Consider the following 25,580-nt stretch of genomic DNA (forward strand, 5'->3'; position numbering starts at 1 on the left):
AGCAAAAGCCATTTTCTAGTTTTAGAAAATGGCTTTTGGGTGCTTAACTTATGCGTTTAGGCTGTCTTTTGCTTTAGAAGCAAGTTCAGCGAATGCTTTTTCGTCTGTAACTGCGATTTCTGCAAGCATTTTACGGTTGATGTCGATGCCTGCAACTTTAAGACCGTGCATTAAACGGCTGTAAGAAAGACCGTTTGTACGAGCTGCCGCGTTGATACGAGTGATCCAAAGTTTACGGAAATCACGTTTCTTTTGACGGCGGTCGCGGTATGCATACATAAGAGATTTGAAAACTTGCTGTTGAGCAACTTTAAATAACTTATGTTTGGATCCGAAATAACCTTTAGCTAATTTTAATACTTTTTTACGACGACGACGTGACACATAGCCACCTTTTACTCTTGGCATTTTAAAACCCTCCTAGATATATACGATCAGTTATTATTATTTCTTCTTGTAAGTCAATAGTGTACGGATACGTTTGTAGTCTCCGCTTGTAACAATCTTCGCTTTACGAAGTTTACGTTTCGCTTTTGTAGATTTGTTAGCGAACAAGTGGCTTGTGTACGCGCGTCCACGCTTAAGTTTACCTGTTCCAGTCTTTCTGAAGCGCTTTGCAGCACCTTTATGTGTTTTCATTTTAGGCATGATTGGATTCCTCCCTGGTAAGTAATTATTTTTCGGTTGTTGGTGCTAAAATGAGGAACATGCTTCGGCCTTCCATTTTAGGTCGGACTTCGATCGTAGCAACGTCTTCACATTCTTTAGCAAGTTTTTCAAGCACAGTTTTACCGATTGAGGAATGCGTAATCGCACGGCCCCTGAAACGAATGCTTGCCTTCACTTTATCGCCTTTTTCAAGGAACTTACGCGCATTTTTCAGCTTCGTATTAAAATCATGCTCCTCAATCGTTGGGCTCAAGCGAATTTCTTTGGTCGTAACAATCTTTTGATTCTTACGGGCTTCTCTTTCTTTCTTCTGCTGTTCAAACTTAAACTTGCCATAGTCCATAATTCGGCATACTGGCGGTTTTGCAGTTGGAGCAACAAGCACAAGATCAAGATTAGCGTTTGCCGCAATATCAAGAGCTTCATGACGTGTTTTAATCCCTAGCTGGCTGCCATCAGCCCCGATAAGTCTTACTTCACGAGCACGGATGCCCTCATTGACAGACATGTCCTTACTAATAGTAAGTCACCTCCAAGAATTTGTGTGAGTCAGTTCCACTCAGCGTTTTGTAAACAAATAAAAAAGCGTCGGCGCATACTGCACCCACACTACCTCAATCATCTCTGAAAGTTCGGTTGACCAGCCAACTGCTTTTGCGTTGAACAGGTGAGAAGCGGGTGCTTCTGCTTTGATTCGAAACTCAACTATTTAATTACCTAAGTTAATATACCATTGACAAGCACCACTTGTCAACTGACGATCTTGTTTTTAACAACAAAAATTATTTTACAGCATATCGGAGAGTTTGGCAAGGAGTATCTTTTTAAAAAGCTGCACACCCATTGAGGGGGTTGATCTTCGTTACAAGTGACTCGCTTTCCGCGGGCGGGCGCTGAGCCTCCTCGTCGCAAGCTCCTGCGGGGTCTCATCTGTCCCGCTTATCCCGCTGGAGTCTCGCCACCTTGCACTTCGATCAACTAATCAATGAGGCACTTAAAAAATTCCTCACGCCAGTAAATTTAGAAGGACAAAAAAAGAACTGCGAATCACTTCGCAGTTCTTAAAATGTTAGCCTCTTTTGTTTACTTGTGCCAGGATGCTTTCTTTGAATGACTCAAAAGCTACGGTTTCGGACTTTTGCTCTCCGTATTTACGCACGTTCACGGTCTGGTCGGAAATCTCCTGATCACCGAGTACGAGCATGTACGGGATTTTCTGCATTTGAGCTTCACGGATCTTGTAGCCGAGTTTCTCATCACGGTTGTCCACTTCCACACGGATACCTTCTTCAAGCAGCTCTTCGCTCACCTTTTTCGCATATTCTTCGTGTACAGAAGAAACCGGAATGATTTGAACCTGTACCGGAGCCAGCCATACAGGGAATGCTCCCTTGTATTCTTCAATCAAGAAGGCAACAAAACGTTCCATCGTGGAAACGACACCGCGGTGAATAACGACTGGGCGGTGATCCTTACCGTCACGACCTTTATACGTGAGGTCAAAACGCTCAGGCAAATGGAAATCAAGCTGAACAGTGGACAGCGTTTCATCTTTTCCAAGCGCTGTTTTCACCTGTACATCGAGTTTCGGGCCATAGAACGCCGCTTCGCCTTCCGCTTCAACATAATCAAGATTCATGTCTTCCATTGTTTCTTTGAGAAGCGCCTGAGCTTTTTCCCACATCTCGTCATTGTCCACGTATTTCTCTTTGTCTTCAGGATCGCGGTAGGACAGACGGAACTTGTAATCCGTAATGCCAAAATCCTTGTATACTCGCTGAATAAGTTTTACCACACGGATGAACTCATCCTTCAATTGGTCCGGGCGGGCAAAGATATGAGCATCATTCAGTGTCATGGAACGGACACGCTGAAGGCCAGCCAAAGCTCCGGACATTTCATGGCGGTGCATGGTTCCGAGTTCTGCGATACGAATTGGCAGATCGCGGTAGCTGTGCATGCTGTTCTTAAACACCATCATATGGTGCGGGCAGTTCATCGGACGAAGCACGAGCTGTTCGTTATCCATTTCAATCGCAGGATACATATCTTCCTGATAATGATCCCAGTGGCCGGAAGTTTTATAAAGCTCTACGCTTCCAAGGTGAGGAGTGTACACATGGTCATAACCAAGCTTTACTTCAGTATCCACGATATAGCGCTCAATGATGCGGCGGATGGTTGCTCCCTTAGGCAGCCATACTGGAAGACCTTGTCCGATTTTTTGAGAAATCGTAAAGAGATCCAGCTCTTTCCCAAGCTTACGGTGATCACGCTCTTTTGCTTCCTGAAGATAAACCAGATGCTGATCGAGCTCTTTTTGAGTTAAAAAGGCTGCGCCATAGATACGCTGCAGCATTTGATTGTTGCTGTTTCCACGCCAGTAGGCACCTGAAATGCTCATCAGCTTGAACGCCTTGATTTTTCCTGTGGACGGCACATGCGGTCCGCGGCAAAGATCAAAGAACTCACCCTGTTCGTAAATGGTAATGACTGCATCTTCCGGCAGATCACGGATCAGCTCCAGCTTCAGGGGATCATCCAACTTTTCATAGATGGCCAAGGCTTCTTCCCTGCTGACTTCCCTACGGACGATCGGTAGGTTTTCGCTGACAATCTTTTTCATTTCTTTCTCAATTTTCGGAAGGTCTTCCGGAGTTAAAGCTTCCGGCATATCGATGTCATAATAAAATCCATTTTCGATCACGGGACCAATGCCGAGTCTCACGTCTTTGTACAGCCGTTTGATCGCCTGAGCCATCAGGTGGGCCGTGCTGTGCCTGGTCATTTCAAGTCCCTCAGGGGAATCCTGGGGAACGATTTCAATCGATGCATCTTGTTCAATCGGACGGGTAAAATCATATAAAACTCCGTTGACTTTTCCTGCTACTGATTTTTTCTTCAGGCTTGAACTGATGGAGTCAGCCACTTGCTCGGAAGTAGTTCCTTTCGGATACTCACGAACAGAACCATCTGGAAATGTCAGTTTAATGTCTGCCATGGTTAATCTCTCCTTTTTTTACAATACAGTATGCACGCTAATGATTAATTAAAATACAAAAAACACCCGTCCACAAAAAGGGACGAGTGTTGTACTCGTGGTTCCACCCTTGTTCCGCGGCAAAATATGCGGCGGCACTCGGTCAAGATTTAACGGCTTTGGGCCGTCAGCGACTACTCCTGTTTTTCACCGCTGAAGTTCAAAGGGGGTACAACATTTTTCCGTGTTGGAATGCTTTCAGCCTGGGCATTCCTCTCTATAAACCGTAAAAAATATCACATGTCCTTATCTTTACTCATTTTTGTATCCAATTGATACCTCCATTATAGGCAAGCAGCCCCTCAAAATCAAGAGCTAACTTTGTCGGTTGATCCTGCCATAAAAGGCATGAAGCGGTTTTTTAATCAATCGTTCCTGGAAAATATTCTGCAAGGTATGTACCATGCCATGATTTTCATCTTCCAGATACAAATGAAGGATTTCCGGAGCAAGACCGATAATCGGTCCCAGAATTTCTTGATCCAGATCTAATTCCTGTGTCAGAACAAGGGCTCTTTCATGCATAAGCTCCAGCATTTTTTTGCTGTACAGCCGGTAATGATTGTCATACAGCTTGAATTCACCGTCATAAGCGACATGAATCTCATCCGTAAGATACGGCTGACTCCCCGCACATTTTCGCAGCTGCTCAACAAATGCCTGATAATCCAGCTCCAGCTTGTATTCATCGATCGCACATTCCACATACACCTGGAGCAATTCGAAGTAATCCTTAAGCCGGAATTGCAAAAAAGACTCGAACGTGAACGACAGCTCTTTCTCTGACAGGATTTTTCTCCAGGCATCCCTCATATGGTAATCACAAGTGTCCAGCTCCCTGACCACCGGCACATCTTCCCGCTCCTGTTCAATAAACTCTTTAACGATTGCTGCAATTTCCCGCTGCTCCTGAGCGTCGGTAAAATAAAAAAAATGCTCGATAAAAAAAAGGATACGGGATTCCTCCACTTTTTTTCGGGTATATGCGGCCATGACATCTGCGGCACTTTCCAAATCATATGTTGTGTCCAGCACCAAGGAGTGGTTCCTGCATTCTACAAAGGAAGGTTGAATGTTGAGTGATTTCGCCATCTGCTGCAGTTCCTTTTGTAATTGGTAACACGTTTTTTGATCTGCAAAAATAAGTTCTGCCAACCCTGTCCCTCCCCTAAACACTCGATGATACACTATATGGGACAACGTCGTGAAAAATGAACCCTTTTCAAAGAATATTAAAAAACAGCAGGTTTCCCTGCTGTTTTTTTAGTCAATAGCAAATTTCCGTTCAATAAAGTTCAACAAATGGGTCAGCGTCAACGTAAGGATTAAATAAATAAACGCAACCGTTAAGAAAGGCTCCCATGGACGGTAGTATTCCCCCATCATCGCTCTTCCCCAATACATCAGCTCTTCTGTTGCAATGATCGCCGCAAGGGACGAATCCTTAATCAGCACAATGAATTCATTGCCAAGCGGAGGAATCATGCGTTTGGACGCCTGGGGTATGATAATATGTCTCATCGTCTGCCGGTGGGTCATACCCAAAGAACGAGCCGCTTCTGTTTGTCCTTTATCAATCGATTGAATCCCCGCCCTGAAAATTTCTGCAATATAGGCGGCTGCATTAAGGGAAAGAGCGGTAATCGCAGAAATAAGAGCAACCGGGGGCTTCATAAACAGCGGCATGACCGCAAAGTGAATAAGCAATATTTGTACAAGCAGAGGAGTTCCCCGGAAAAAATTAATGTACCAGATAAATGGCTGGCGGAGAAAGGCGTTGGAAGACATTTTTCCAAGAGCGATCAATAGCCCCATAATGGTTCCAATCACGATGCTCGCTGCCGAAATTTCTATGGTAATCAATGTGCCTTTCAGAAACAAAGGCATGTATTTTTCAATCAGATCAAATTTAAAATCCATCTGTGCCTCCGGTCAATGTGTCAGGTTTATTTTTTCAATGCATCCAGGTTCGGTTCTACTTTAAACCATTTTTTATAGACCTTGGAGTAGGTTCCATTGTCAATGACCGTTTTTAATGCTTTATCAATTTTTTTCTTATTCTCGCTTCCTTTCGGGAAAGCAATGCCATAGTATTCAGACTCAAAGTTGGTTTTGTCATTCACCACTGTCAGTTTTTTGTCCGGATTATTTTTGGCGTATTCATCTACCACGGTGTTGTCTGCCACCACAGCATCCACTTCTCCGTTCAACAGGGCCTGGATAGCCAATACGTTGGTTTCATATTTTTTCACATTGGCGTCGCCCTTGCCGAATTTCTTTTCAAGCGCGTCCTGTCCGGTCGTTCCGTTTTGAACACTGACTTTCTTTCCTTTCAGGTCATCCACGCCCTTAATGGGGGAACCTTCTTTGACCAGGATTTTGTTGATGGATTCAAAATATGGAGAGGAGAAATCATAGGTTTGTTTTCGTTTGTCATTGATTGTGATGGCGGAGATGCCAGCCTGTACCTGTTCACTCTTGAGAGAAGCAAACAATGGCTCCCAGCCTGTATTTTTCAGTTCGTATTTCAGCTTTGCTTCTTTCATGACGGCTTTAAGCAAGTCTGCGTCAAACCCGACGATTTTCCCGTCTTTCAAATACTCAAACGGTGCATAAGCTGCATCTGTCCCCACCACCAGTTTTTCGTTTTTGCTTCCGCCTTCGGATCCGGATGTTGACTGGCTTCCACAGGCAGCCAAAGCGAGCATACTCAACAATAATAAAAATAAAATGACTTTTTTCAATCTTTTTCCCCCTTAATATATGTATTCTCTTCTATTATAACAAAATTATTAAAAATGAGAATATTCCCATAATTATTTAGGTAAATATGTCGTTTACAAACAAAAAAGCCCGGCCCCTTTGCTAAAAGGCCAGGCTTTTGGTTCATTAGTTTTGCATCACAAAATCTTTTTCGGCGGTTTCTTCTCCATCAAACACACGCAAGGTTTCATACTTCGTATCGCGCTGGGCCGGAATCTTGCCGGCTTCACGAATCAAACGCAGGGTCAGGTTCGTATTTACTTTATGAGTGGTCCCCGCTGCAGATACCACGTTTTCCTCCATCATCGTGCTTCCGAAATCGTTGCAGCCGTAATGAAGGGACTTCTTGCCCACTTCAGGTCCCATCGTAACCCAGGAAGACTGGAAGTTAGCAATGTTATCGAGGAACAGGCGGGAGATAGCCACGTTTTTCAGATACTCTCTTGGTGACGTCTTTTCCCCTTTTAAGTTGGTATTATCCGGCTGGAACGTCCATGAAATAAAGGCAAGGAAGCAATTGGTTTCATCCTGCGCATCACGTACCCGCTGCAAGTGCATCGCCCGTTCTTCAAAGGTTTCACCAAAGCCAATAACCATTGTAGCCGTGGAATGAAGGCCGACTTTTTTTGCCGTTTTCATGCACTCCATCCATTCTGTCCAGGACCCTTTCAACCGGCTGATTTTTTTTCTCGTCCGGTCATCCAGTATTTCTGCTCCTCCACCCGGAAGGGAATCGAGCCCTGCTTCTTTCAGCTCTTTCAGTACTTCCTCAAGAGTTAGGCCGGAAACTTCAACCATCTTCCAGATTTCTGCCGGTGAAAAAGAGTGCATTGTAATATCAAAGCGCTTCTTAATGTTGCGAAGCAGGTCAGTATAATAAGAGAATGGAAGGTTCGGATTGGTTCCTCCCTGCATCAGGATTTCTGTACCACCGACATCAATGGTTTCCTGAATCTTTTGGAAGATCACATCATCATCCAATACATAGCCTTCCTCGCTTCCCGGCGGGCGGTAAAACGCGCAGAAACGGCAGTATGTATCACAAAAATTCGTGTAATTGACGTTTCTCCCGATTACAAAGGTCGTAATGGGTTCGGGGTGCCAGCGTTTCATGATCACGTCGGCCGCTTCTCCCATCTTTTCCACTTCATCACTTTCATACAGAGCAACCGCATCTTCGACGGTCAAACGTTTGCCATCCAGTGCTTTTTGCAAAATCGCATCAATGCTCATCTATATTACCTCCAGTTACGGAACATCTTATGTAGCATTCTATAATCCTATCATAGTTTTATGAAATTTGTGAAGCAAACAAACAGGCTGCTTACCTTCATAAAACAAGAGCCCCCTGATCAAGGGAGCCCAATTTATTTCTTATGTGGATTATCCTCTTCCTGCCTGGAAGGAAGGATACAGTGTCATTCCCCCGTCAGCAACAAGTGTATGGCCCGTTACATATTTGGATTCTTTTGAAGCGAGCCAAACAGCCACAGAAGCGATTTCCTCAGGTTCTCCGATATATCCCATTGGAATTAGTTTTTCCACATCTGCCTTTTTACCCGGATCCGCAAATTTTTCTGCGTTGATGGGTGTATTAATTGCACCCGGCCCGATGGCATTTACTCTGATTTTCTTTGGGGCATATTCCATGGCAAGGGTTTGGGTCATTAATTTTACTCCGCCCTTGCTTGCTGCATAGTGGACAAAATGCGGCCAGGGAATGATTTCATGGACACTTGACATGTTAATAATATTGCCCTGGATGTTATGTTTCAGGAAGTAATCGATCGCTTCCCGGCAGCCGAGGAACTGTCCAGTAAGGTTGGTGGAGATGACTTTGTTCCAGTCATCAAGTGAAAGTTCATGTGATGGAACTTCATTTTCAATCCCCGCATTATTGATAAATACATCCAGTGTACCGAACGTCTTCACGGTTTCCTGAATCATTCGTTTAACATCTTCCTCTTTTGTTACATCAGCCTGAACCCCGATGGCTTCGCCTCCAAGGTCTCGTAGTTCCTGTAAAAGCTCTTCCAATTCCTTTCCTTTGTCACTCAGGTAATTGATGACAACTTTCGCTTTTTCTTTTGCAAACCTCTGCGCGCATGCTTTTCCGATGCCAGTGGTTGAGCCTGTAATAACAACAACTTTGCCTTCTAAATCTGTAAACATAACTTCATCCGCTCCTTAAGATTTTGTGAATCCGAGCATAACGCCGCCCGCAATAATGAGTAAACATCCTGCAATAACAAATATAACCTGCCGCTTCGACTTCTTCTCCTTCAGGATAAAAATCCCGCCTAGAGTAGAAATAATGATCCCCGTCTGGGATAGCGAGAAGCTTGTCGCCACACCGATTTGGGGCAATGAAAGCAGCAGAGTAATATTTCCGGTGCTCCAGATCAGTCCCGTTATAATGTTTCTTATCGCAAATTTATTAAACGGTTTCCCTGTGAACGTCAGAAGTAAACCGCCTACAAACATACCTCCCGCCTGGGGAAGTATGGCTTCCCAGCCTCCGATTTTAAACCAGTTGACAATCACCACATAGCCAACATAGCCTGCTGTTGAAAGCAGGAGAATAAGCAAGCCCTTTTTGGTGTTTCCCCCTCCATCGTCATTGCTTTTATCCTTAATGGAAGTAAAAACAGCACCCAAAATAATAACCACAATCGCAATAATGCCAACAATAATTTCAGTTTTTGTTTTCCACTCATGAAAAACGAGCACCCCAAACAGGGTGGTTCCAAAAAGCTGCATTCCGGTAGAAAGAGGAACAGCCTTGGCCACTCCGAGGTGGTCAACACTCGCAAATTGGAAGCGCTGGCCGACAACCCACAAGGCACCGGATATCACGCCAACCGTTAAGACAAGTGTATTTATATCGGGAGACACGATAAAAAACGTAATGATGGAGAAGACCAGGGCGCCGAGCGTCATGCCCAGGGTCTGGCTGTAAGAATCTCCCCCCAGTTTTTGACTCACCAGCACAATGCTTCCCCAGCAAACCGCGGTAACTACTGCTAAAAGTATTCCCATATTCATTTCCTTTCTTTCTGCTGATTCTATAGGTAGTAGTATTAGCATCTTCCCGAAGAATCATCAGTTCAAACAAAAAACCTTTGCCAATGATTGACAAAGGTTTGCTTGCTCTTTATTGTAAGGATCTAAAGTTTTTGTCACCGCCAATAAAAATTGGAACAGTAAGATGGCGGATCCGTTCCATGATTCGTTTTCCCTTTGCCTCCTCGAGGCCCCCTTTTTGAGAGTAGGAAAAATGCTCTTCCAGCATCGAAAAATCATAATTAGAAGAATATAAGGTCGGCAGACGTTCCATCATGCGGTATTGCAAAATCACTCCGATAATTTCGTCTCTGACCCAATTGGTCATGTTTTCGGCCCCGATATCATCCAGCATCAATACAGGAACGGTTTTCAACAGCTCCATTTTCTCATTGAATGATCCATCCGAGAGACTGTTTTTCATCTCCCGAAGAAATTCGGGTGTATGCACCAATAGCGAAGGAATCTGACGCTCTGCCAGCCGGTTTGCAATCGCACCGAGAAGATACGTTTTTCCGACGCCAAATTTACCGTAAAAATAAATGCCTTTGCATTCCTCGCCAGCTGCCACTTTTTTTACAAATTCAGCAGCTGCCCCAATTGCCTCTTTCCGGTCTTGATCAATACTGTGCAGGCGGTCGAATGAAGCTTTGAGAATATCCTTTGGAATAAAATAACTTTTAATTAATGCTGTCATCGATTTTTGCTTTTCATCCTGCTTTTTCAGAAAGCATTTCTCATAAAAGATATCAATCTGATTTTTCTCCGCAGTCAGCACAGGCTGGTAGCCCTGCATCAAATTCGGGCAACGTTCCAGGCCCGGGCAGTTGGCGCATTGATGCCTTTCTTTGGAGTACTCATACAGCTTGGTGAGCCCTTTTTCCAGGTTAACTTCATTGATGCCAGGGTTGGCCTCCATAAAAGAAGCGACATACGGATCTTGGAGTACCTGCTGCTTAATACGGTCAAGCTGTCTTCTAAGCTGGTCGTAACCTTCCATCTTTTTTACAGCGTCAGTAATGGATTCCAATGTTGATCCCCCCTTTAAATATCTTTAAGCAAGTTTTCCAGCCATTGCTGATTTTGCTCTTCTTCTTCGTTGATGTTCGGACTGGAATTCTCTGCTGGCACATTCTCGTCCTTAAGCCAGTCTGGCAGCCTCGGTGCCTTTCTTTGTGATGTATTTCGTTGAAAGGACGTATTTTTCCGTTCCTGCCAGTCTTTGTATTTCTTTTGCTCGGAACGGGCCAGCGCCATGGCTTCAGGAACTGTTTTCACTTTTTTTCTCGCCCAATGGCTGGCGATTTTTTCGACAAATGACCGGGTCAGCTTAAGATCGTTGGTTTTTAATACATAATCGATCAATACGTTCACAACACCCGGTGTCAATTTTTGCTCGAGAATCAGGTAGCTGACAATATTCAAGTCGGCTTCGGCCGGCCTTGTTCCTGATTGATGCTCGAGGAGCTGATAAGGAGAAACCTCTTCAAAGTATTTTATCATTTTCTCTTCTTCCGAAACAGGCTCGGCACTGACGGTTTTCAAACCTTGCGGCTGAGTCCGGAGGGCCATTTGCGGAAGCTGGTTATTGTTTTCAATCCGGTACCATTTCTGAACCTCTTTCCGAAGATTTTCTTCGGTCAGTTCCCCGTGGATATGGTAGGCACTCTGAATTTGCCGGCTCATTTCCAGTGGCTCCATCTGGTACACATAGGCCAGCTTCACAATCGCTTCCCGGATCGCAGGCGTAATCACCTCTTTTGGAAGTATAAAGCTGGAAATGCTGGAAACCAGTAAATCAAAATCAAATTCCTCTGCCGAAATTTGCAACGTTCTGCCAGGCATTCGGTCTGCCAGCCTGCCGTTGGCACCTTCTTGTATTTCCGAATAGGTGCCGGCGGTCATCTCCGAAGGATGAAGGGAGGCAAATATGTCGCTGAACGATGCGGTAACCTCTTGATATTCATCCACTTCTGTTTCTTCCTGCAGAAAATGATCTCTCATCTCGCAATACTTCGTTTTCCCCAGCCGGTTGTACAAATAGATATTCAGCACTCCATCGTTGAAAAAAGCAGCCGGAGAAAGCGGAGTCTGCAATTCATACAGAAAAAACTTTGATTCATTTTCTTCTCTTTTATATGTTTTCAGCAAGCCGATGGCTTCGAGCTTCTTACGTGCTGCTATAATGTCTTTCAATGAAAACTGGGTGACATTCATCAGACGCTGATGGGTTTGGGGGTTCTCAACCTCCATCTCCGCATCGCACCAGAATGTCATATATAAACTATAGGCAAAAGCCCCTATTAACGGCTGGTACAGCATGGTCAATACTTTGCGGTCTACATCATGAAGATAGCCGCTAAATTGAACCTCATATGTATCCACCGGGACAATTTCTTTCCAGTGTACACTCATGGTTCTCACCTTTCAAAAAGAATTTCTGTTGTTGCAGAGGATTTAGGACCTTTCGATAAAAAAAAGCGTAAAACCGGTTCTGTCTTACGCAGGTTAATGCTCGTCTTTTTTTATTAGGTCCTTTAGTTCCTGAATAAATACATTAATGTCCTTGAATTGCCGGTAAACGGAAGCAAATCGGACATATGCTACTTCGTCCGTGTCTGCCAAATAATCCATGACTTTTTCACCGACTTCCTGGCTGTTTATTTCAGATGCCCCCTGGTTCCGGAGATCTTTTTCTATATTATCCACAATATTTTCAAGTACCTCCAAGGGAACAGGACGCTTTTCACACGCTTTAATGAGTCCGCGGAGAATTTTTTCCCGGCTAAACTCCTCCCTGGTACCATCTTTTTTTACAACAATGAGCGGTATTTCTTCAACGGTTTCAAATGTGGTAAATCGATAGTTGCATGATTCGCATTCACGTCGACGGCGAATCGATCTTCCTGAATGAACGGGTCGGGAATCAAGCACTTTTGTACCGTTATATTGACAGGACGGACAACGCAATGCAGATCAACTCCAAAAATTAATGTTCCTCTACTATAATTCTATCTTAGACAAAAGGAAGGCGGGTGACAAGAATTAATTGTTTTCCATTAAAGATGTTCCGATATATTCGAGCTTTCCTTTTAGTTCTTCGGTTACATTGGCAATGACTTTTTTACTGTATCCAAAGTCGACGGGAAGGGCAGATTCGGTGGACACATTGAAATCGATGGCTGTGCGGTATGGTCTTAGCGTGGTTGCGGTTACAACAACGAACGCTTTTCGGGGGGAGGTCACTTGAAAGGAAAATTCGCCTCTTTCCTTGGATGAACCGAGCAGCTTATAATTCTGTTTCTGACGGACTAATTCTTCCAACGCATCCATGACGCTATTGCGGTTTGCCTTAAAATACGGCGTTCTGAGCAAGGGGTCATAATGTTTTTCGGAAGTTTCTGAATTATTTTTCAAAATGTTTTGCAATCGACGCAGCATGGTCTTCCTCCTCAGGGTTGTTACTTATAGAATAACATGTAAAAAAAGAGGTGCAAATTACACACCTCTTTTTCATTTAACTTTTTTATTATTGATTTGCGGCAACTTTATTTTTAACTTTGACAGGACCCATTCCACGCGGAACCTCTAAATTTTCACGGCTGTTTGCTTCCAATGCCTGTGAAATATAATCAGCAGCCACATTTGGATCAATTCGATCCCCACAAGTGTATACATCAATGCTTGCATAACCATGCTCTGGAAAACTGTGGATTGTCAGATGAGATTCTGAAATAATAACAACTCCGCTAACGCCGTGCGGTGCAAATTTATGAAAAGCCACCTCACGCACCTCTGCGCCTGCTCTTAAAGCAGCGTCAACAAATGTTTCTTCAATAAATTTCATGTCATTCAGCTTTTCACTGTTGCAACCCCATAGTTCGGCAATTACGTGTCTTCCCATTGTATCCATATTAGCATAGTCCCCCTTAAAAAATTTTCATGCCTTCAAGCATGCGGTATTGAACATCTACCACGGGGGAAAGTTAGTCCTAAGAGGTCCTAACCCTTTAAGTAGAATCCAACGCCTTGGTTTGCTTTATTTGAAGTTCACGAATCATAGTATACTTGTTTTATTTTTCATTTGCAATAACCTGATTCAATTTTTTCTCTGAATATTTTATATGAAAAGTATTCGCATACCTTAGACAAATTAAGTACCAGACCACACAAAAAAGAACAGCACCGAATGTGTCGGTGCTGTCAAAGAGACTCCCCTATGATCAGGAAGGTATCTTGATGTTTTCTTCTTGTTTAAGTCCTGCGGCAACCAAGCCCGCAAGATCGACGACACGGCAGGAATACCCCCATTCGTTATCATACCATGCCAGGACTTTTACTTTTCTATTCTCAATGACCATCGTGGACAATCCGTCAATTATCGATGAATTTTCGTTTCCATTGTAATCGACGGAAACAAGCGGTTCATCACTATAGCCCAGAATCCCCTTCATCGATCCGTTCGCAGCCGACTTCAGTACCTCATTGATCCTCTCTTCTGTTACCTCTGTTTTTAGATCAGCCACGAAATCCACCAGTGACACATTTGGCGTAGGCACTCGAAGCGCCATCCCATTAAGCTTGCCTGAAAGATGAGGAAGCACCTTGGCAATGGCTTTGGCAGCCCCTGTCGAAGTCGGGATAATTGATTGTCCGCACGCCCGCGCACGGCGAAGGTCTTTATGCGGGTTGTCAATATTCTTTTGGTCATTTGTATAAGCATGTACCGTTGTCATCATACCTGATTCAATGCCAAAATGGTCATCCAGTACTTTTACTACTGGGGCCAGGCAATTGGTTGTACAAGATGCGTTAGAAATAATATGGTGTTTATCCGGATTGTAATCGCTCTCATTCACTCCCATAACGATGGTTACATCCTCATCTTTTCCGGGAGCGGTAATAATCACTTTTTTAGCGCCGGCCTGCAAATGATAGCCTGCAGTTTCCTGACATTTAAATTTTCCAGTTGCTTCGATCACAAGATCAATCCCAAGTCCTTTCCAAGGCAGTTCCCTTGGATCACGGGAATTGAGCAGCAGAACCTTTTGCCCATTCACCATTAAGTATCCCTCATGGGCAGTGACTTCACCTTTATAAGCTCCATGGATGGAGTCATACTTTATCATATGTGCCAGCGTTTCTGGAGGATAACTGGCATTGATTGCCACCACTTCAAATTCATTGTTTTCCTCCATCATTTTTCGAAAAACCATTCTTCCGATTCGCCCGAGTCCATTAATCGCTACTTTTGCTTTCATGGTATGCTCCCTCCAAATATGTGTTATACTTTTATCTCTCTTTTGCTATGATTAGTATAGCATAATTGACCAAAAAAAGAACACTATTTTATAAAAACGGGCGAAAAAATAACCCTCTGCCTATAACAGAGGGTTAAATGATGTTCCATTCGTGAAGCTGGATCTCCACTTTATCTTTTAATTCTTCCAATGAACCATTGTTCATGATTACTGCATCGGCAAGCTGCACTTTATCCTTTAGCGGCATTTGCGCCGCGATTCTGCTCTTTGCCTCTGCTTCTGTATAGCCATCTCGTTCCATCAGCCGGCTTAATTGGGTTTCCTCATCCACAAAGACAAGAAGGGTCTGGTCTACCATATGCGTTAATTCGCTTTCAAATAACAGAGGAATATCCAAAACGACACATGGGCTCCCCTTTAAATGAGCTGCCGCCTCATTTTTCATTTCCAGCCGAACAGCTGGATGGACAATCCTGTTAAGCATCAGTCGCTTTTCCTCATTAGTAAAAACAATACTTCCCAGCTTTTTTCTGTCGATGTTTTGGGCTTCATCCAGAATATCTTTTCCAAAGTACTCCACGATTTTTTCATAGGCAGGATGGCCCTTCTCCACAACCTGACGCGCAATAACATCTGCATCAACAACTGGCAGTCCATAGCTTCGCAAAAGATTGGAAACTGTGCTTTTTCCACTGGCAATTCCGCCGGTCAGGCCAATAATCATTTGTTAACATCCCTTCACTACAATTTCATCAAACCAATAATAATCAACAGAATTCCTGGAAGAAACGTCAGTTTTTTCATCCAGGTAACTTTGGAGACCGCAAAACCCAGTTTTATGCCGGCAAGCACAAAAATGGAACTCATTGCTGCCACCGTGAAAGCCGTTGTAATCGGCGGCATATCAATCATGGCCGCCCCAATCCCTGCACCAAACGCATCCAGCGAAAGGGCAACACCGAGAAGCACCGCCTCCCAGCCATTAATGGATCCCGATTTATCCAAATCCGCAATGGTCGGCTTTTTTAAGATCTGTATCATAATTCCGAGCGATTTTATTTCTAATTTTACAATAGTCTTCTCTTCGGGTACAGTTTCAGCCTTTTTGTCAGGCTTGGCAACTTGAAACAAGAAATATGAACCAAGACCCAGCAATATAATGCCCCCGGCCATTTGACCGGCTTGCGGAGACAAGAAACGTTCGAGGAAATGGCCGAACCCCATGGCCACGAAAAAAGTAATGGCGGAACAAGAGGAAATAATCAGTACCGATTTGATAGGTATTTTGATTTCCTTCATTCCGTAGGTCAACCCCGTACCAAAGCTGTCAAGGCTGACAGCAAACGCCAGCAAGAGCATCGAAAAGGATACCATGACTCTAAAAGCTCCTTTCATACCACGTATTGCAGTATATGAAAGGAGCCTGGCAACTGTTATTTCTGGCACTTTGAGCAAAAATGGGTGCCCCGCCCGGCCACGACGGACCGGTCGATTTCGGAGCCGCACGTTTTGCATGGCTCTCCTTTCTTTCCGTAAACAAACAGTTCAAGCTGAAAGTTTCCGGTTTTCCCCTCTGAATTGGTATAGGAGCGGATGGTGCTGCCGCCTTTTTCAACAGAGTTCTTCAGGATGGATACCATATGTTCATGAAGCTTCTGCAATCGCGGAAGCGACACTTCATTCGCTTTCCTTTCTGGATGAATGCCGGATGCAAACAAGATTTCATCCACGTAAATATTGCCAAGTCCCGTGATCAGTGATTGGTCCAAAAGCACAGCTTTAATGCTCCTGCTCGTCTTGGAAAACATCTTTTTCATAACAGAAGGAGTCAATTCCGCAGAAAAAGGCTCATATCCGAGCTTTGATAGCGGCTGCTCCTGCTCTTCTTTTCCGATGGGATAAAGATGCATGGTACCAAATTTCCTTACGTCCCGATACCGCAATTGTGTTCCATCTGTAAATGAGAAAAGCACATGGGTATGTTTGTCCGAGGGATCCTCCAGCTGATTCAGCCCGTATTTTCCTTCCATCCGCAAATGGGACACCAGCACATCATGATCCAGGAAAATTTTCAGAAATTTACCCCGGCGTTCCACATTCTGAATCGTCTGTCCCTCAAGCCGGAGTTTAAACTCATCCAGCTCCGGATGCTTGATAATGTTGCTCCATAGCACACTGACTTCTTTAATGGTTTTCCCCCCAACCAGCCGTTTCAGTGTATTCTTTACATTTTCTACCTCAGGTAGCTCTGGCATTTGTTTCACCTCTAATCAAACGGAAAACAGCCCAGCGGCTGTTTTCCGTTTTTCTTTCTGTCATTTTGCGTCGTACCATGTATCTCCGTAATTCAAGTCCACTTTTAATGGAACGTCAAGGCCAAGGGCCGATTCCATGACTTGCGGAACCAATTTTGAAAGTTTTTCAATTTCGTGTTCAGGTGCTTCAAAGATTAATTCATCATGCACCTGAAGCAGCATCAATGCTTCAAGCTTTTCTTCTTTTAACACGCGTTCCATTTCTACCATGGCTTTCTTGATAATATCAGCTGCAGTCCCCTGAATCGGTGTATTCATTGCGGTGCGTTCAGCGAAGCTTCTGAGATTAAAGTTTCGGCTCGTAATTTCCGGAAGATACCGGCGACGGTTCATCAGCGTGGACACATATCCATCCTGTTTAGCCTGTCGGACTATGGATTCCATATATTCCTTGACACCCGGAAACGTCTTTAAATACTGCTCGATAAATTCTCCCGCTTCTTTTCTTGTGATATTCAAGCTTTGAGACAATCCGTAGTCACTGATTCCGTATACAATCCCGAAGTTTACGGCTTTCGCGTGCCTTCTCATTTCGGAAGTAACATCCTCCATATCAACATGGAACACATCCATCGCTGTTTTCGTATGAACATCCATTTCCTTCTTAAAGGCTTCCATCAGATTTTCATCCTGAGAAATGTGGGCTAGTACACGGAGCTCAATCTGAGAATAATCGGCAGACAGGATTTTCCACCCTGAAGTAGCTGGAACAAAGGCTTGCCTGATCTTCCTTCCTGCTTCAAGCCGGATCGGAATATTTTGCAGATTGGGCTCTGTTGAGCTTAAGCGTCCGGTTTGAGTAAGAGCCTGATTAAAACGAGTATGAATCTTGTCGGTCTGTTGATCTACCACTTTCAGGAGACCTTCGATATAGGTTGAGCTCAGCTTGCCCAACTGCCGGTAAACAAGAATTTTCCGGATGATTTCATGCTTGCCTTCCAGCTTCTCCAGCACATCCACCGAGGTGCTGTAACCGGTCTTTGTTTTTTTGATGGGAGGAAGATTGAGCTTTTCAAACAAGATTTCACCAAGCTGTTTGGGTGAATTAATATTAAAGGCGACCCCGGCAAGTTCATGGATGTCGGCTTCGAGTGCATTCAACTGCTCCGTCAGCTCATGTCCCATGGACTGCAGTCTGCCTACATCTACCTTAACGCCTGTCGTTTCCATTTCACCAAGCACCAGCGATAGTGGAAGTTCCAGATCGGCAAACAGCTCATATTGTTCATTCTTTTTCAGTTCATTCGTCAGCTTTTCCTGAAGCACATAAATGCTGTTGGCTTTACGTACCATATGCTCGGAAAGAACGCTTTCTTCTGGTACCTTCCGCTTGGCTCCCTTTCCATAAACCGCCTCTTCACTATCGGTATCATGGATGCCATAGCGTTTGGCAATCACTGCCACATCATCCCCCGAATCCGAGGGGTTCAGCAGATAAGAGGCGATCATCAGGTCAAACGTCACTCCCTGAAGTGAAATATTATTCCAGTCCAGTGCGACGTAGGCTCTTTTCGCATCGAATACAAACTTTTCTTTGCTTGTATCCTCCGCCCATTGCTTGAATTCGGGAGAAGACAGGGCAAGGTCTGCTGGAATGTAAAACCTTCCGTTTTCATTGACGATCGCCAGGCCGTTTACCGGCGCCCGGTGATAGGTTTCCGGTGTGGTTTCTACGATCAAGGCTGCAGGAGAAGATAAAATTTCATCATTTAACGCTTTGGCTTTTTCAAAATTGATCTCCTCTTTTTCTTCTTCACTCACCATTGCTTGCTCGCTGTCCCCTCCAATCCGTTCAAGCAGGGAGTTAAATCCGAGGTCCTTGAACAGCGGGAGGAGCCGTTCTGCCTCATACCCCTGGTATACGGCATCCTTCAGAGAAACCTCAAGAGGAGCTTCGTGCGTAATGGTCGCCAATTCCTTGCTCATCAATGCCTGATCTCTGTTGTCACTCAACTTTTCTTTAAGCTTTGCTCCAGACACCTGATCAATGGAATCCAGTGTTTGTTCCAGAGAACCGAATTGTTTAATCAGTTTGATGGCTGTTTTCTCCCCGACTCCGGGAACTCCCGGAATATTATCAGAAGGATCGCCCATCAGGCCTTTCATATCGATGATCTGATGGGGTGTTAAGCCATATTTCTCTTCCACCTGCTTGAGATCGTAGGCTTCAACTTCAGATATGCCTTTTCTTGTGAGTGTAACCTTCACATTCTCCGTTACCAGCTGAAGTAAATCCTTATCTCCTGTATAGACATTCACATCCCAATCACCTTCTGCGGCCTGTTTGGAAAGGGTGCCAATGATATCATCCGCTTCATAGCTTTCAAGCTCGTACCGCTTGATTCCAAAACCGTCCAGAAGCTGCCGAATCAGCGGGAATTGTTCTGAAAGCTCGGAAGGCGTCTTTTGACGGCCTCCTTTATAGTCTTCAAATGTTTTATGCCTGAACGTCGTTTTGCCTGCATCAAAAGCTACAAGAACATGACTTGGTTTTTCGTCTTCCAATATGCGAAGAAGCATAGTCGTGAATCCATAAACGGCATTCGTGTAAACACCTTTGTCGTTATTGAGCAGAGGAAGTGCAAAGAACGCCCGGTAGGCGATACTGTTTCCGTCAATCAATACTAGTTTATTTGCCAAAATGATACCCCCTGATCAGTTTTTCTGTCTATATTGTACCATCGGTTTCCCCGAAAACAAAATAACGGCCGCCTTGCTCTGCCTGCTGGTGAGCAAAAACAAAAAAAGAGAGAACCCGGAATCGGATTCTCTTAAAGAGGGTACTGAAAAAGGATACTTTCATATTACATGGAGACTGTTAAGCTGAAACAAACCCAGTGTTAATAGTTTGTAAATTCACTCAACAAATTCTTTTCTAAAAACAAGTGTGAATGTCGAACCTTCACCTGGTTTGCTTTTAACATGAATTCTTCCATGATGGGCCTCAATCAAATGCTTTACGATGGCAAGGCCAAGCCCTGTGCCTCCGGAATTACGGCTTCTTGCTTTGTCCACCCGGTAGAAACGCTCAAAAATACGGGAGATTTCTTCCTTCTGAATGCCAATTCCGGTATCCGACACACTGAACGTTACCTTCTCACTGCTCTCCTTAAGCCTGATGGTGACCCGGCCGCCTTTAGGCGTGTAATTCAGACTGTTGTTGATAAGATTGATAAATACTTGCTTTAAACGCGGAGCATCGCCTTCAATGGCGGTGTCCCCTTCGACCGAGTACTTAAGTGTGATCTCTTTCTCCTTAGCCTTCGTTTCAAGCATGACGATCACTTCTTCAACAATGGCAGACAGATTGACATTCTGCAGGTTTAACGAAAACCCTTGTTCCACTTTGGAAAGATCCAACAGGTCCTGAATCAAATGCTGCAGCCGGTCACTCTCCTTCCATATGATCGTTAAAAACTTTTTGCGGATTTCCGGGTTGCCGTCCGCCCCATCCAGCAATGTTTCAGCAAAGCCTTTTAACGATGTAACAGGCGTTTTCAATTCATGAGAAACGTTGGCAACAAAATCTTTTCTCATTTGTTCGAGCTTTTTCAATTCGGTAATATCATGGAAAACCAGGACGATACCCCTCAGTTTTCCAAGACTGTTTAAAACGGGTGCGCTGTATACATCAAAGTTTTTTCTTTCAATATGAATCGGCAGGACCACCTGCTTGCGGATATTGGTTTCCATAATAAAGGTGTCTTCCACAATTTCCTTGATTTCCTTGTAAGGAAAAACCTCATGAAACAAATGCCCGCTCCAGGAATCGGTATATTCTCTAAAAATCTCTTTAAATGCTTTATTGACGATATTGATGTATCCATCGGAATCAATCAGGATCAGACCGCTGCCCATGTTTTCAATCAGGGTTTTCAAACGGTCCTGCTGTGACTCGTACGATTTTGTCATTTTTTCCAGGTTTCTTGCCAGTACATTTAATGAAAAGTTCAGTTCTCCTACATCACCTTTATACTCATAGGTTCTGGCTTTAAAATTCCCCCGGGCCAATTCTTTCGCCGTGCTGGTCGCTTCTTCCACCGGTTTCACAATACGGTCCAGCACCCGGATTGAGATGAAAAGAACGATCACAAGGCTGAGCAAAAAGCCAAGTGAAAGGCTGAGCCATACGGTTCGTTCTGTTTGGTTGGCCGCTTGTTCCGGGATAATCAGCTGGACATAGCCACGGAGATTACCGGAGGAATCTTCTTTTACAGGGAGAGTATACAAAAGACGGTCCATATATTTGGCGGAAACCAGTACATCTTTTTTATAACCGTCCAGGCCCTGTAATGGCTGCCGGGGAACCGGCTGTTCTTCTCTGTCGGTTTGGGCAAGCACCTTGCCTTCAGGGGAAAGATAGACGAGTTTACCATGTAAATCCTTTTCTGCCATATTCAGCTGCTTTTTAAGCAGTTCCTGATCATTGCCTCTGGCAGCAACCGCCACCAGCTCAAGATCATGCTGATAGGATTGCACCCGCTTCTCCTTGATGGTGTAATGTACCAGCCCTCCCACAATTAAAGCAAGCAAAATAAAAACAAGCATAATGCCAACCAGGAAAAAAGAAAGTACCCGGTTTTTAAAATCCGGCATTACTGAGGAACCTCTAATTTATAGCCCATTCCCCGTATGGTTTTAATATAGATGGGCTTTCGTGTATTTTCTTCGATTTTTTCCCGGAGGTGGCTGATATGAACATCAACTATTCGTGTATCACCGACAAAATCATAATTCCACACAGCTGACAGAAGCTGCTCACGGGTTAATACTCTGTTTTTATTTTTTGACAGATAAACGAGAAGTTCAAATTCTTTTGGTGTTAATTCCAGTGCCGTTCCTTTATAAAAGGCCTCATAATTTTCCGGATATACCTCAACCTCGCCGATCGTCAGTTTTTCTGCTTCTTCCACAGGAGCAGCTTCTTCCACGGCCATCTGGTTTGTCCGTCTTAAGATCGCCTTAACACGGGCCACCACTTCTCTCGGGCTAAATGGCTTTGTCATATAGTCGTCAGCCCCAAGCTCCAGCCCCAGGACTTTATCAAACTCATCATCTTTTGCAGTCAGCATGAGAATGGGAATAAAAATCTGCTTTTGCCGCAGGTTTTTGCAAACCTCAAGGCCATCCATCTCAGGAAGCATAAGATCGAGAACCATTAAATCCGGTTTTTCCATCTCTGCCAATTCCAGGCCCTTGCGTCCGTCCATAGCAGTGATCACTTCAAAACCAGCTTGTTCTAAATTAAATTGCAATAATGTTGAGATCGATAACTCGTCCTCGACTACCATAATCTTCTGGCTCATCTTTTCCCACCCTTTTATAGTTACGTTTCACTTGATTCATTACAATCATACTATTTTTTTCTTCAATGCACAAAAGGGTCAGAATAAAGATTTCGTAAAGTTTGTAAAATTTTTATAGAGTGGTGCTCATTCTTGACGGGTATGTCCAAATGAAAAAGACCAGCAATGCAGCCGGTCTTAGAAATTCCCCTAGAAATTTCCTCAGAAATTTTCCAAGGTATGGGAAGTAATCGATTTTGGAGCATAGGGAGGACAAACTTCAAGTTCTCCTTCAAGCACCTTTTCGTTCTTTTCATTTTTGCCCTCCACCGACATGGTAATAGAATGGGCTGCCTCGTTGATGCCGGTCACCTGGAAGAGAAAATGTACTTTTCCATAATGGTGAACGGGTTTAATGAAGGTAAGGGATTGTTTTTTAATACTGCTTCCTGGTCCCGGCAAATACTTTGATATGGCCGAGGTTACCATTCCCGTCAGCATGATTTGTGGAACAATTGGCTTTTTGAAAGGCGTCATAGATGCATAGTCATGCTGGATGAATAAAGGATTATTATCGTTGGTAAGTCCAAGATATAACAGGAGATCTTTATCTTCTATCGCTTCAGACAACTCAAGCTTCTCACCTGTTTTGATTTCTTCTAATTTTCTGCCCAGTTTTCGTTTTTTTCCAAGCAGCATATAGAACACCCCTTCCCCGAATTAAAAAGTAAACGCTTACATTTTTGGTGTCAGAAAAAGATTCGGGAAGTCCCGAATCTTCTATCATTATGCAAGCACGTTCATGACTGCTTTTACAGACTCAGCCGAACGGTCAAGAGCGGCTTTTTCATCTGCTGTAAGTTCCAGTTCAATGATTTCTTCCAGTCCGTTTCCTCCAATAATGGTCGGTACTCCAAGACAGATTCCTTGATAGCCGTACTCACCTTCAAGGTAAGCGATGGATGGAAGAACGCGCCTTTGGTCTTTAAGAACAGCTTCCACCATTTCAACCATAGATGCCGCTGGTGCATAATAGGCACTGCCATTTCCAAGCAAATTAACAATTTCTCCTCCGCCTTTGCGTGTACGTTCCACGATGGCATCCAGACGCTCCTGAGGAATCAGTTTTTCAAGCGGAATACCGCCTGCGTAAGAGTAACGAACGAGCGGAACCATGTCATCTCCATGTCCGCCAAGGACAAACCCGGTAATGTCTTTTACAGACAAGTTAAGCTCTTGTGAGATAAAGGTACGGAAGCGGGCGCTGTCAAGGATACCAGACTGCCCGATCACACGGCTTTTCGGGAAACCGGATTCCTTCAATACGGTATAGGTCATGGCATCCACCGGATTGGTTAAAACAATGATAACGGCATTAGGTGAATGCTTCACAATCTCTTGTGTAACACTTTTCATGACGTTTGCATTCGTGTTGACAAGATCATCCCTGCTCATGCCGGGCTTGCGTGCAATACCGGCTGTGATGACCACCACATCGGAATCTTTTGTATCTTCATAGTTGGAAGTACCGATAATGTTGGCATCAAACCCCTGTACCGGACTTGCTTCAAGCATATCCAGCGCTTTGCCTTTCGTAGGGTTTTCAGCTTGTGGGATGTCAACAAGAACCACATCGCCAAGTTCTTTTTGTGCTGCGATAAATGCAGTAGTTGCTCCTGTAAATCCTCCACCGATGACCGAAATCTTTTTGCGCGAATTCACTGCCATTCTATTATCCCTCCAAGGTATTCAGGTTTCTGTCCTGCAGCTCGTTAAATTTTACAAAAGGCCCCGGAAGTCGGGGCCTTTTGTTATTATTTCATCTTGCTGATCAATGCGTCAGCAAACTCGGAACATTTTACTTCTGTAGCACCGTCCATCAGACGAGCGAAGTCATAGGTTACCACTTTTTCTGCAATGGATTTTTCCATAGCATTCGTGATAAGTTTAGCTGCTTCATTCCATCCAAGGTGTTCAAGCATGAGCACACCAGAAAGGATAACAGAAGATGGGTTAACTTTATCCAAACCAGCATATTTAGGAGCTGTACCATGAGTTGCTTCGAAGATCGCATGTCCAGTTTCATAGTTGATGTTGGCTCCAGGAGCGATTCCGATTCCGCCTACTTGTGCAGCCAGTGCATCGGAAATGTAGTCACCGTTCAGGTTCATTGTTGCTACAACATCGAATTCTGCCGGACGAGTAAGGATTTGCTGAAGGAAGATATCAGCGATTGAGTCTTTAACGATAATCTTTCCTGCAGCTTCTGCATCAGCCTGTGCTTTGTTCGCTGCCTCTTTTCCTTGCTCTTCTACAATGCGGTCGTATTGAGCCCAAGTGAATACTTTATCGCCAAACTCTTGTTCAGCAAGCTCGTAACCCCAGTTTTTGAAAGCACCTTCTGTAAATTTCATGATGTTTCCTTTGTGAACGAGCGTTAAGCTCTTGCGGCCTTCAGTGATTGCATATTGAAGAGCAGCACGCACAAGACGCTTTGTACCTTCTGAAGAAACTGGTTTGATTCCGATTCCAGAAGTTTCTGGGAAACGAATTTTGTTAACTCCCATTTCGTTTTGAAGGAAAGAGATTACTTTCTTCACTTCATCAGAACCGCTTGCATACTCGATACCAGCGTAAATATCTTCAGTGTTCTCACGGAAGATAACCATATCTGTGTCTTCTGGACGTTTAACCGGTGAAGGAACACCTTTGAAATAACGAACCGGACGAAGACATGTAAACAAGTCAAGCTCTTGGCGAAGTGCTACGTTCAATGAACGGATTCCGCCGCCAACCGGTGTAGTTAAAGGTCCTTTAATAGCGATTATGTAATCGCGGATCACATCAAGTGTTTCAGCTGGAAGCCATTCCCCAGTTTCGTTGAATGCTTTTTCTCCGGCAAGAACTTCTTTCCAGACAATTTTCTTCTCACCGTTATATGCTTTATCTACTGCTGCTTCCAATACACGAGATGCTGCCGCCCAAATGTCAGGGCCTGTCCCGTCTCCCTCAATAAAAGGAATAATTGCATGGTTTGGTACGTTTAATACCCCGTTATCTACTGTAATACGCTCTCCGTTTGACATGTTGCTTGTCCTCCTATCTGTAATCTATCCAAAAACTCTTACTTTTCTATCCTACTAAAATACCGTTCAAATGAGAAGAGGAAGCCCTCTTCTCACCA

Annotated in this window: 25 protein-coding genes and 2 other annotated features; all 25 genes read right to left on the reverse strand. The window is 44.1% G+C overall.

Annotation, left to right across the window (positions count from 1 at the left end; all coding sequences use genetic code 11):
• Positions 1-48: 48 nt before the first annotated feature.
• The gene (rplT, locus tag QNH15_RS17330) at positions 49-408 is read right to left on the reverse strand and encodes a 50S ribosomal protein L20 (protein WP_061972538.1); all 360 of its coding nucleotides are present in this window, start codon (positions 406-408) and stop codon (positions 49-51) included.
• A 36-nt stretch (positions 409-444) separates the two neighbouring features.
• On the reverse strand, positions 445-648 hold the full coding sequence (gene rpmI, locus QNH15_RS17335; protein WP_283889477.1) for a 50S ribosomal protein L35: 204 nt from the start codon (positions 646-648) through the stop codon (positions 445-447).
• 25 nt (positions 649-673) lie between these two features.
• On the reverse strand, positions 674-1,177 hold the full coding sequence (gene infC, locus QNH15_RS17340) for a translation initiation factor IF-3 (protein ID WP_061972536.1): 504 nt from the start codon (positions 1,175-1,177) through the stop codon (positions 674-676).
• 65 nt (positions 1,178-1,242) lie between these two features.
• Positions 1,243-1,365 (reverse strand) — a sequence feature (ribosomal protein L20 leader region).
• 373 nt (positions 1,366-1,738) lie between these two features.
• Positions 1,739-3,670 (reverse strand): threonine--tRNA ligase, encoded by a 1,932-nt coding sequence (thrS, locus tag QNH15_RS17345; RefSeq protein WP_283889478.1) that lies wholly within the window; start codon positions 3,668-3,670, stop codon positions 1,739-1,741.
• A gap of 75 nt (positions 3,671-3,745) precedes the next feature.
• Positions 3,746-3,971: a binding site (T-box leader), on the reverse strand.
• Positions 3,972-4,024: 53 nt separating this feature from the next.
• Complete coding sequence (ytxC, locus tag QNH15_RS17350; RefSeq protein WP_283889479.1) at positions 4,025-4,864, reverse strand: sporulation protein YtxC; 840 nt, start codon at positions 4,862-4,864, stop codon at positions 4,025-4,027.
• A gap of 108 nt (positions 4,865-4,972) precedes the next feature.
• Positions 4,973-5,629 (reverse strand): amino acid ABC transporter permease, encoded by a 657-nt coding sequence (locus QNH15_RS17355; RefSeq protein ID WP_061972533.1) that lies wholly within the window; start codon positions 5,627-5,629, stop codon positions 4,973-4,975.
• A gap of 26 nt (positions 5,630-5,655) precedes the next feature.
• Positions 5,656-6,417 (reverse strand): basic amino acid ABC transporter substrate-binding protein, encoded by a 762-nt coding sequence (locus QNH15_RS17360; protein WP_283895623.1) that lies wholly within the window; start codon positions 6,415-6,417, stop codon positions 5,656-5,658.
• 181 nt (positions 6,418-6,598) lie between these two features.
• A complete protein-coding gene (gene mqnC, locus QNH15_RS17365; RefSeq protein ID WP_283889480.1) occupies positions 6,599-7,705 on the reverse strand; it encodes a cyclic dehypoxanthinyl futalosine synthase in 1,107 nt (368 codons plus the stop codon).
• A gap of 150 nt (positions 7,706-7,855) precedes the next feature.
• Complete coding sequence (locus QNH15_RS17370; protein ID WP_283889481.1) at positions 7,856-8,644, reverse strand: glucose-1-dehydrogenase; 789 nt, start codon at positions 8,642-8,644, stop codon at positions 7,856-7,858.
• Between the two features lie 15 nt (positions 8,645-8,659).
• On the reverse strand, positions 8,660-9,511 hold the full coding sequence (locus tag QNH15_RS17375) for a GRP family sugar transporter (protein WP_283889482.1): 852 nt from the start codon (positions 9,509-9,511) through the stop codon (positions 8,660-8,662).
• 115 nt (positions 9,512-9,626) lie between these two features.
• Positions 9,627-10,565, reverse strand: a complete 939-nt coding sequence (dnaI, locus tag QNH15_RS17380) for a primosomal protein DnaI (RefSeq protein WP_061972529.1) — start codon at positions 10,563-10,565, stop codon at positions 9,627-9,629.
• A 14-nt stretch (positions 10,566-10,579) separates the two neighbouring features.
• Positions 10,580-11,950 (reverse strand): replication initiation and membrane attachment family protein, encoded by a 1,371-nt coding sequence (locus tag QNH15_RS17385; protein ID WP_283889483.1) that lies wholly within the window; start codon positions 11,948-11,950, stop codon positions 10,580-10,582.
• A 93-nt stretch (positions 11,951-12,043) separates the two neighbouring features.
• On the reverse strand, positions 12,044-12,505 hold the full coding sequence (gene nrdR / locus QNH15_RS17390; protein ID WP_061972527.1) for a transcriptional regulator NrdR: 462 nt from the start codon (positions 12,503-12,505) through the stop codon (positions 12,044-12,046).
• Positions 12,506-12,580: 75 nt separating this feature from the next.
• A complete protein-coding gene (locus QNH15_RS17395; RefSeq protein WP_129474653.1) occupies positions 12,581-12,976 on the reverse strand; it encodes a cytosolic protein in 396 nt (131 codons plus the stop codon).
• Between the two features lie 88 nt (positions 12,977-13,064).
• A complete protein-coding gene (speD, locus tag QNH15_RS17400) occupies positions 13,065-13,448 on the reverse strand; it encodes an adenosylmethionine decarboxylase (RefSeq protein WP_061972525.1) in 384 nt (127 codons plus the stop codon).
• A gap of 310 nt (positions 13,449-13,758) precedes the next feature.
• Positions 13,759-14,796 carry a glyceraldehyde-3-phosphate dehydrogenase gene (locus QNH15_RS17405; RefSeq protein ID WP_129474651.1) on the reverse strand — a complete coding sequence of 346 codons (1,038 nt, stop codon included), beginning with the start codon at positions 14,794-14,796 and terminating at the stop codon, positions 13,759-13,761.
• Between the two features lie 133 nt (positions 14,797-14,929).
• On the reverse strand, positions 14,930-15,520 hold the full coding sequence (gene coaE, locus QNH15_RS17410; RefSeq protein WP_283889484.1) for a dephospho-CoA kinase: 591 nt from the start codon (positions 15,518-15,520) through the stop codon (positions 14,930-14,932).
• Positions 15,521-15,537: 17 nt separating this feature from the next.
• Positions 15,538-16,170 (reverse strand): sporulation membrane protein YtaF, encoded by a 633-nt coding sequence (ytaF, locus tag QNH15_RS17415; RefSeq protein WP_283889485.1) that lies wholly within the window; start codon positions 16,168-16,170, stop codon positions 15,538-15,540.
• Positions 16,171-16,229: 59 nt separating this feature from the next.
• Entirely contained in the window at positions 16,230-17,051 is an 822-nt protein-coding gene (gene mutM, locus QNH15_RS17420) for a DNA-formamidopyrimidine glycosylase (protein WP_283889486.1), read from the reverse strand.
• A 60-nt stretch (positions 17,052-17,111) separates the two neighbouring features.
• Positions 17,112-19,751 (reverse strand): DNA polymerase I, encoded by a 2,640-nt coding sequence (gene polA / locus QNH15_RS17425; RefSeq protein ID WP_283889487.1) that lies wholly within the window; start codon positions 19,749-19,751, stop codon positions 17,112-17,114.
• Between the two features lie 216 nt (positions 19,752-19,967).
• Entirely contained in the window at positions 19,968-21,707 is a 1,740-nt protein-coding gene (gene pnpS, locus QNH15_RS17430; protein WP_283889488.1) for a two-component system histidine kinase PnpS, read from the reverse strand.
• Entirely contained in the window at positions 21,707-22,417 is a 711-nt protein-coding gene (locus QNH15_RS17435) for a response regulator transcription factor (protein ID WP_283889489.1), read from the reverse strand. The genes pnpS and QNH15_RS17435 overlap by 1 nt, the downstream gene beginning before the upstream one ends.
• Before the next feature lie 201 nt (positions 22,418-22,618).
• The gene (locus QNH15_RS17440; RefSeq protein ID WP_061972517.1) at positions 22,619-23,095 is read right to left on the reverse strand and encodes a MaoC/PaaZ C-terminal domain-containing protein; all 477 of its coding nucleotides are present in this window, start codon (positions 23,093-23,095) and stop codon (positions 22,619-22,621) included.
• 87 nt (positions 23,096-23,182) lie between these two features.
• A complete protein-coding gene (mdh, locus tag QNH15_RS17445; protein ID WP_061972516.1) occupies positions 23,183-24,124 on the reverse strand; it encodes a malate dehydrogenase in 942 nt (313 codons plus the stop codon).
• A gap of 86 nt (positions 24,125-24,210) precedes the next feature.
• Entirely contained in the window at positions 24,211-25,482 is a 1,272-nt protein-coding gene (gene icd, locus QNH15_RS17450; protein WP_283889490.1) for an NADP-dependent isocitrate dehydrogenase, read from the reverse strand.
• Between the last annotated feature and the right edge of the window lie 98 nt (positions 25,483-25,580).

The organism is Fictibacillus enclensis (assembly GCF_030123385.1).
In the GTDB taxonomy this organism is placed as follows: domain Bacteria; phylum Bacillota; class Bacilli; order Bacillales; family Fictibacillaceae; genus Fictibacillus_C; species Fictibacillus_C enclensis.